This is a genomic window from Conexibacter stalactiti (assembly GCF_033542075.1).
GTDB lineage: Bacteria > Actinomycetota > Thermoleophilia > Solirubrobacterales > Solirubrobacteraceae > Conexibacter > Conexibacter stalactiti.
The window spans coordinates 97360-105116 of record NZ_JAWSTH010000009.1 but is presented as its reverse complement, the minus strand read 5'-3'; the positions used below and the strand labels follow the sequence as shown (position 1 = coordinate 105116).

Below are 7757 nucleotides of genomic sequence, written 5' to 3'. Positions count from 1 at the left end.
AGGCGCCGGCCGGCGCCTGCAGCAGGTGCGCCGCGACCGCCGCGGGCGCTTCGCCGGCGGCCTCCAGCAGCTCGGCGGCGCGCGCGTGCAGCCGTGCGCGAGCATGCGCCGGCAGGTCGGCGGCGACCGCTCCGGCGACGAGCGGATGGACGAAGCGCAGCGGCTCACCGGGTGCCAGCACGTGCGTCGCCGCGAGCCGGTCGGCCGCCTCCGCCGCGGTCGCGTCATCGATCTCGACCAGCGCGGCGGCGCGCGCCAACGGCGCCCGCTCACCGAGCACCGCAGCCGCGCGCGCCAGCGCGACCGCCTCCGGCGGCAGCCGCCGGAAGCGCAGCAGCGTCGCGCGCAGGATGGTCTCGGGAACGAGCGACCGCACCTGCGAGGCGGCCGCGGCGGTCGGCGCGACGGCATCGGCGGCCGCCGCCTCGATCAGCTCCGTCAGCAGGAACGGGTTGCCGTCGGTCGCGGTCGCGCAGGCGGCGACGAAGGCGGGATCGGGCGCCGGCAGCCGTCGCGCGACGAGCGCCGAGACGGCCCGCGGACCGAGCGGCGCCGGCCGCAGCAGGCGCGCGCCGGGGGCGCCGCGCAGGCGGTCGAGCAGCTCCTCGGCGGCATCCGGCTCGCCCGGCCGCAGCGCGAGGACGAGCACGAGCGGCAGGTCGAGCCGCGCCGCCAGCGCGGCGAGGAAGGCGAGCGACGGCTCATCGGCCCAGTGCGCGTCGTCGACGAGCGCGATGCACGGCCGCGGCTGCCCGGCGTTGGCCAGCAGCCAGCGCAGCCCGTGCGCGAGCGCATGACGGTGGTCGTCGCCGAAGGCGATCGCGGCGGCGTCGGCGTCGCCCTCCAGCAGCGAAGCGGCCAGGCCGGCCGGGCCGGCGAGCAGCCGCGCGCGCTCCTGCGCGTCGGCGCCGGCCAGCAGCGGCTCGACGAGCTGGCGCGCGACGCCGAACGGGAAGGCCCGCTCCAGCTCGACGGCATGGGCGCTCAGCACGCGCAGCCCGCGCCTGCGCGCCGCGGCCCGCGCCGCCTCCAACAGCCGCGACTTGCCAGCCCCGGCCGGGCCCTCGACCAGCGCGAGGCCGCGCTCAGCCGCGGTCGCGGCGGCGTCGAGCAGGGCGTCGAGCGCGGCCAGCTCGCGCTCGCGCTCCAGAAGGGGCGTCCGTGCCACGGGCCGCAGTATGGACGACCGGCGGCCTCCTCAACGCGACTCGCCGGCCGCGATGTCAGCTCATCTGCCGAAGCAGAAGTTGGCGCGGCTGTTGCCGTCGGCGTCCTCGGCGCCGCCCCACGTGATCGTCAGCACCTTCAGCCGCCCGTAGACCGACAGCGCGTACGGCAGCGGCAGCAGCGGCGGCACGTCGAGGCCGGTCGCGTTCGTCGCGAACATCCCGCTCGTCAGCTGCGCGCTCGGGAAGCTCGGCGCCCACTGCCAGCCGCGCAGCATCGTGTCGCCCGGGTCGGCGTCGGTGTTGGCCGGCGTCGCGTTCGAGAGGACCCAGTTCTCGCGCTGCGGCCCGGCATTCGTCACGACCGTCTGCACGCCGCCGGCCGAGGCGCCGCCGAACGGCTCGAAGGTCGTGATCCCGCGCGATGTCTTGAAGCTGCTGCAGACGTAGTCGCGCGCGTCGTTCGGGACGTCGGGGAAGCTGCCGCGCGTGCCGCGCAGCAGGCCGTCGTAGACGGTCGGCACGAGCTGCTCGTACGCCTGCCGCTGCGCGCCGTAGCCGAGCAGGTCGATCGCCTGGTCGGTCTTCTCGTCGCTCCACTCCCACGGCCCGCCCGGCTGCTGGCGCTCGTCGGCGAGCGACAGCTTGCCCCAGTCGCCGACGAGGATCGCGAAGACCTGGTCGAACTGCTGCGAGGCGTGCAGGTAGCCCTCGTCGATCGTGATCCCCAGCTCGTCGGCGGAGACGGCGTCGTACTCCAGCTCCTTCGGCCCGGCCGGCTCGGTCGTCGTGTCGGCGACCAGCCCGATCAGGCTGGCGATCATGTCCGGCCCGCCGAAGGTGAACTCGTCGATCCCGGGCAGCGCTCCGAGGATCAGGAAGGCGTCCTCGGCGATCCCCATCCCGTCGGCGCCGACCTGCTTGTCGGCCGGCGGCTTGACGCTGCCCTCGATCGCGTCGGAGATCGCGGCGACCTTCAGCGGAGAGATCGAGCTGGAGCCCGCGAACGGCTCCTTCACTCTCGCGATCCAGTTGCGCAGGTCGTCGACCGCGGTGAACTCTCTGCCGAGCTGGACCTTCACGGCGGAGAGGTCGGCGGCGGCGAACTGCTTCGGCTGGCAGTCGGCCGTCGGCTCCAGCTCGTCGTAGGTGAGCCCGCTGACGGTCGCCGCGCGCGTGCCCCAGCTGAGCGTGCCGGAGCTGTAGCTGGCCTCGATCGGCATCTCGAGGTCGAGCGTGTCGGCGACGCACGAGATCGCCGCGCGCGTCGCGGCGCCGGCGCGCAGCGGCCACGGCGTCGGCGCCTGGTAGGCGACCAGCGGCAGGTCGTCGGTCGGCGTCGGCACGGCGGCCGCGTTCTGCGCGTAGAACTGCGAGCTGCCGTTGCGGCTGAGCGTGCCGGCGAGCTGCGCGGCCGTGTTCGAGACGGTCGGCCCGGCGAGCTTCGTCCACGGCGCCGGGTAGCCCCACTGCGCGCCCGACTGCGCCGGCCCGACCTGCGTGTAGCCGTGGTCGGTCAGCGTGTCGAACAGCATCGCGTGACCGCCGAGGTGCTGCAGCGAGGCGGCGACGCGGTTCCACCACGCCGACAGGTCGGTGCGACCCTCGAACGTGTCCCAGCGCGCCAGTCTCCCGATCGTCTGCACGAAGACGAGCACCGACGGGTCGTTCGCGAGCCCGTCGAGCAGCTTCGAGAGGTTCTGCATGTTCGTCACGAGCGGGTCGAGCGGCCCGTAACGCAGCGCGAAGGTCGCGTCGCTGCGGTAAGCGAGCGTGCCGGCGTCGAGCACCAGCACGTACACGCCGGCGAGCGGGTTCGCGAGCGCGTCGGAGGTGTAGGTCTGTCCGCCGACCTGGATCGCCGCCTGACTGTTCGTCGTTCCCGGCGCGGTCGTGTCGAAGGCGACGTAGTCGCCGTCGACGTAGGTGAAGTTGTCGTGCGCGTCGAGCTGCAGGTAGCCGCGCAGCGCGCCGCCGACCGAGTCGTCGCTGTCGGTCGAGCTGCCGAGGCCGGGGTTGAGGGTCCCCTGCCCGCTCGGCAGGCCGGGGATCCCGATCGCGGAGAAGCCTGCGCAGACGCCGGCCGTGACGCCGCCGCAGAGGCTGATCCCCTGGCCGCCGGCCGGCGCGCTGCCGGCCGTCAGCGGGGCCGCGCCGATGATCTTCAGCGTCGCGTTGACGTTCGCCAGCGCGGCGGCGTCGGCGATCGGGACGATCGAGCCGAAGCGCGGCGTCGAGACGATCACGAGCGCGCTGCTGTCGAGCGCGGCGACGGCCGCCTTCAGGCTCGCGGTGCTCGTGTCGTCGGCGCCATAGGAGCTGTTGGCGCGCGGCTCCAGCGTCGCGCGGTCGAGCACCAGCAGCTGCAGCGGCTTGGTGGCGTCGGGCGCGGCGTGGAAGAAGTCGCCGACGCGCACGCCCATCTGCTCGCCGCTCTCGGCGATCGTGTCGAGCTGGAGGCCGATCGCCGGCGTGCGCGGGACGACCTCGGTCGTCGTCGTGTCGCTGGCGGAGGCGAGCGGGCCGGTCGCGGCGATGGTGGCGTGGGTGACGGGCGCGGCCACCGGCATCCGCTCGCTGACGGTCAGCCGCAGGCGGTAGCGGCCGGGGCGGTCGGGCGTGAAGCGCGGCCGGCGCGCGGTCGCGTTGCGCAACGTCGCCTTCGACCCGCGCGGCTTGCGCACGAACCGCCAGCGGTAGCGCAGCCGCTGCGGCGCATGCGCGGCGCGCGATCGGCGGCCGTCGAGCACGACGGCGCGGCCGGCCGTCGCGCGGCGGTCGCGGCCGGCGCCCGGGATCGGCGCCTCGCGGGCGATCCTGATCGTGCGCCACTCGACGTCGTGGCGGCCGCGCGCGCGGTCGACGGCGGTGACGCGCAGCGTGTTGGTGCCGTAGCGCAGCCCCTCGTCGGCGGCGAGCAGCAGCACGCGGTTGCGGCCGCGCTGCGCCGGCGGGTCGATCGCGCGGCCGTTCAGCCGCGCCGTCACGACGGCGTCGGACGGCGCGAGGCGCAGCCGCACACGCGCCGCGGCCGCTCCCCGGCGCGGGGCGCTGACGCGCAGCAGCGGCGCGTGGCGGCGCACGGAGGCGAAGCGGACGGCGTCGACGTCGATCGCGCCGCCGCGCGAGCGGGTGCGCACCTTCAGCAGGTTGCTGCCGGCGCGGAGGCCGCTGGCCGCGCCCGCGGGCAGCCGCGCGACGCGCAGCCGGCCGCCCTCGCGCGTCGTGAAGCGGCTGCCGATCGCGCGGCCGTTGAGCGTCGCGGAGAAGCCGGTGACGTCGCCGCGCAGCCGCACCGTGATCGTCGGGCCGCCTCTGAGGATGGCGTCGGCACGCGGCGAGAGGACCTGCGCGAGGCGGGCCTCGACGCGCGGGGATGCGGCGGCGGACGCGGTCGGCGTGACGGCCGCCACCGCGAACACGGCGGCGGCGAGGGCGATGCCCCGGCAGGCTGAGGGGCAGCGCACGGTCATTCCGGTCCTCCTGGTCGTCACTTCAGGCGGCGACCGTGCCGCCCGGCGAACGATTGTGCGCGCGGCGGGCGCGGTTCTCGCCCGTGGCGACCCCGGGATCCAAGCGCGTCGACCCCGGGATGCAAGGCGTGCGGGCAAAGGAAGGGCCGGTCGCTGAAGGTGCTTGCCCAGAGGGTGCACCAGCGACCGGCCCTTGCGTTCTAAGGAGGAGAGATTTAGAACGACCTCCATGATGAGCGTCGCCCGACGGCCGGTCGTCGGCCAGATGGCGAAGAAATCGCCGCGATCTTCCGACAGCGACTGTGCGGTGGCTCACCCACGCCGCGAGTTCACGTGGATGCGCTGAGGTGCGCCAGCAGCTCGTCGCCGCGCTCGACGGTCCAGCGGCCGAGCGCGGCGATCGGGCCTTCGACGAGGCTCTCGCCCAGCTCGGTCAGCGCGTAGTCGACGCGCGGCGGCGCCTCCGCGTAGGCGCTGCGGACGATCAGGCCGGCGCGCTCCAGCCGCCGCAACGTCTCGGTCAGCACCTTGTCGCTGATCCCGCCGACCGCCGCGCGCAGGTCGCGGCGGCGGCGCGGACCCTCGCGCAGCGCAGCCAGCACGACCGGGTTCCAGGTGTGCGCGAAGAGGTCGGTCGCGAGTCGCACGCGGCAGTCCGCGACGAACGGATCGCAGGTGTGGGGCATAGCCGCATCCTCGTCGTTTCGACGCGCACCGGGCGGTGCGCGTCGCCGCTCGTAGCGTAGCCCTCGTCGAGCAGCGAGAACGAACGAACGGAGCGGACGAGATGCGGATCGGGACGATCGGAAGCGGGACCATGGCGGCGGCGCTCGGCAGCGGCTGGGCGCGCGCCGGGCACGAGCTGCTGATCGGCGGGCGCTCGCCTGAGCGCAGCGCGGCGCTGGCGGCGCGGCTCGGCGCTTCGGCGACGGCGGTGACGCCGCGAGCGGCGGCAGAGCAGGCCGACGCGCTGCTGCTCGCGGTCCTGTGGGAGGGCGTCGAGGAGGCGCTGACGGCGGCCGGCGGAGCGGACGGCGCGCTCGCCGGCAAGCTGCTGATCGACTGCTCCAACGCCGTCGAGCACGGCATCGGCACGCTGCTGACGCCACCCGGCGAGGCGGCCGCGCAGCGGGTCGCCGCGCTCGCTCCGGGCGCGCACGTCGTGAAGGCCTTCCACCTCTTCCCGGCGGCGCAGTGGGAGGGTGGGCCGGCTTCGGCGGCGCCGGGCGACGCGACGCCGGCGCCCGGCCCGGTCGTGCCGATCTGCGGCGACGACCCCGCCGCGCTGGAGACCGCCTTCCAGCTCGTGCGCGATGTCGGCGGGCGGCCGTTCACGCTCGGCCCGCTCGCCCGCGCGCGGCAGTTGGAGGAGGTCGCCGGCTTCGTGATCGGGCTCGCCTTCGGCGGCGCCGACCCGGCCGCCGCGATCCCGGCGGTGCCGGCGGCGGCGTGAGCGGCCCCTCGGCTCAGCCGCCTCTGCGCGCGCAGGCCGCACAGCGCCCGTGCATCGGGAAGTGCGTGAAGCTCGCCTCGTAGCCGAACGCCTCGCGCACCGCGGCGCGGACCGGCTCGAGCGCCGCGTGGTCGGCGGTCACGACCGCGCCGCAGCCGTCGCAGACGATGTACTCCGGGTCGCCGTCGCGCACGAGCGAGTAGAGGCCGGGGCTGTGGCCGACGTGGACGTGGCTGACGACGCCGAGCTGCTCCAGCCGCTCGAGGTTGCGGTAGACCGACGTCAGCTCCAGCGCCGGCAGATCGCCGCCGAGACCGTCGGCGATCTGCTCGGCGGCGACCGGCCGCTCGGCGGCGAACAGCGCGGCCAGCACCGTGCGCGCCGCTCTCGAGACGCGGTGGCCGGCGGCGCGCAGCGCCACGACGACCTCGTCGGCATCACCGAACGCGAGCGGCTCGCGGCGCGGCGCGGTCGTCACGGCTGCCGCACCTCGACGCTCCAGCGCTCCTCGATCCGCCCGAACCGCCAGATCGCGACCGCGCCCGCCCATGTCACGACGAACAGCACGACGACGACGTAGCCGAGCAGGTTGAGGTCGACGCGCGCGACGAGGTCCCAGATCCCGCCCGTCAGGTTCAGCCGCTCGCCCAGCACGGCCAGCAGCTCGACCGTCCCGATCAGCAGCGCGACCGCGACCGACAGCCCGGTGACGGTGATGTTGTAGAAGACCTTGCGGACCGGCTGCGAGAAGGCCCAGCCGTAGGCGACGTTCATGAAGGCGCCGTCGATCGTGTCGAGCAGCGACATGCCGGCGGCGAACAGGATCGGCAGGCAGACGATCGCGTAGAACGGCAGCCCGCTGGCGGTCGCGCTGCCGGCCAGCACGAGCAGCGCGACCTCGGTCGCGGTGTCGAAGCCGAGCCCGAACAGCAGCCCGAGCGGGTACATCTGCCACGGTCTGCGGATCGCGCGTGTCGCGCGCCCGTAGAAGCGGCTCATCACGCCGCGCCGGCCGAGCTGGCGCTCCAGCTCGGCCTCGTCGTAGAGACCCAGCCGCATCCGCCGGAAGACGCGCACGATGCCGGCGAGCACGACGAGGTTGATCAGCCCGATCAGCACGAGGAAGCTGCCGGAGACGACGGGTCCGACGAGCCCGGTCGCCTGCTGCAGCGTCGAGCCGTCGTCGGCGAGCGCACCGGAGAGGCCGCGCACGCCGATCACGACGAGCACGCCGAGTGCGAAGACGACGGTCGAATGACCGAGCGAGAACCAGAAGCCGACGCTGAGCGGCCGCTGGCCCTCGCTCATCAGCGTGCGCGTGGTGTTGTCGATCGCGGCGATGTGGTCGGCGTCGAAGGCGTGCCGCAGGCCGAGCGTGTAGGCGGTGATGCCGACGCCGAGGCCGAAGACCCCGCTGGCGCCGAGGCTGTACTCCCGCGGCACGACGAAGGCGAGCAGGATCCCGAAGCCGACGACGTGGAGTGCCGCGATGGTCGCCGCGAGCGCCGCCGCCCGCCGCCACTCCCGCGGCGTCAGCGCCTCCTTGCAACGCGTCCAGCGTGAACCAGCTCCGGCGGGGACCGTCATCGCTGCCCTCCTCGCTCCGGAAACCGTAGCGCTGTGGATCGCTATTGCAAGCGATTCGCAGCAAGGCGGCGCGCCCGC

Annotated in this window: 6 protein-coding genes; 1 reads left to right on the top strand and 5 read right to left on the bottom strand. The window is 74.9% G+C overall.

Annotation, left to right across the window (positions count from 1 at the left end; translation table 11 throughout):
- From R7226_RS06015 to R7226_RS06005, 3 genes are all read right to left on the bottom strand, one after another.
- Positions 1–1168, bottom strand: a 1168-nt coding sequence (locus R7226_RS06015; RefSeq protein ID WP_318596137.1) for an AAA family ATPase, incomplete at its 3' end; no start/stop codon positions are given.
- A 60-nt stretch (positions 1169–1228) separates the two neighbouring features.
- A complete protein-coding gene (locus R7226_RS06010; RefSeq protein ID WP_318596136.1) occupies positions 1229–4639 on the bottom strand; it encodes a hypothetical protein in 3411 nt (1136 codons plus the stop codon).
- 329 nt (positions 4640–4968) lie between these two features.
- A complete protein-coding gene (locus R7226_RS06005; RefSeq protein WP_318596135.1) occupies positions 4969–5325 on the bottom strand; it encodes a winged helix-turn-helix transcriptional regulator in 357 nt (118 codons plus the stop codon).
- A gap of 101 nt (positions 5326–5426) precedes the next feature.
- Between R7226_RS06005 and R7226_RS06000 the strand changes: the two genes are divergently transcribed.
- The gene (locus tag R7226_RS06000) at positions 5427–6092 is read left to right on the top strand and encodes an NADPH-dependent F420 reductase (protein ID WP_318596134.1); all 666 of its coding nucleotides are present in this window, start codon (positions 5427–5429) and stop codon (positions 6090–6092) included.
- Between the two features lie 13 nt (positions 6093–6105).
- On the opposite strand, the gene R7226_RS05995 is transcribed toward R7226_RS06000, so the two are convergent.
- Positions 6106–6570, bottom strand: a complete 465-nt coding sequence (locus R7226_RS05995; RefSeq protein WP_318596133.1) for a Fur family transcriptional regulator — start codon at positions 6568–6570, stop codon at positions 6106–6108.
- Complete coding sequence (locus tag R7226_RS05990; RefSeq protein ID WP_318596132.1) at positions 6567–7679, bottom strand: Nickel transporter NicT; 1113 nt, start codon at positions 7677–7679, stop codon at positions 6567–6569. Before R7226_RS05990 ends, R7226_RS05995 begins: the two co-directional genes overlap by 4 nt.
- Positions 7680–7757: the final 78 nt, after the last annotated feature.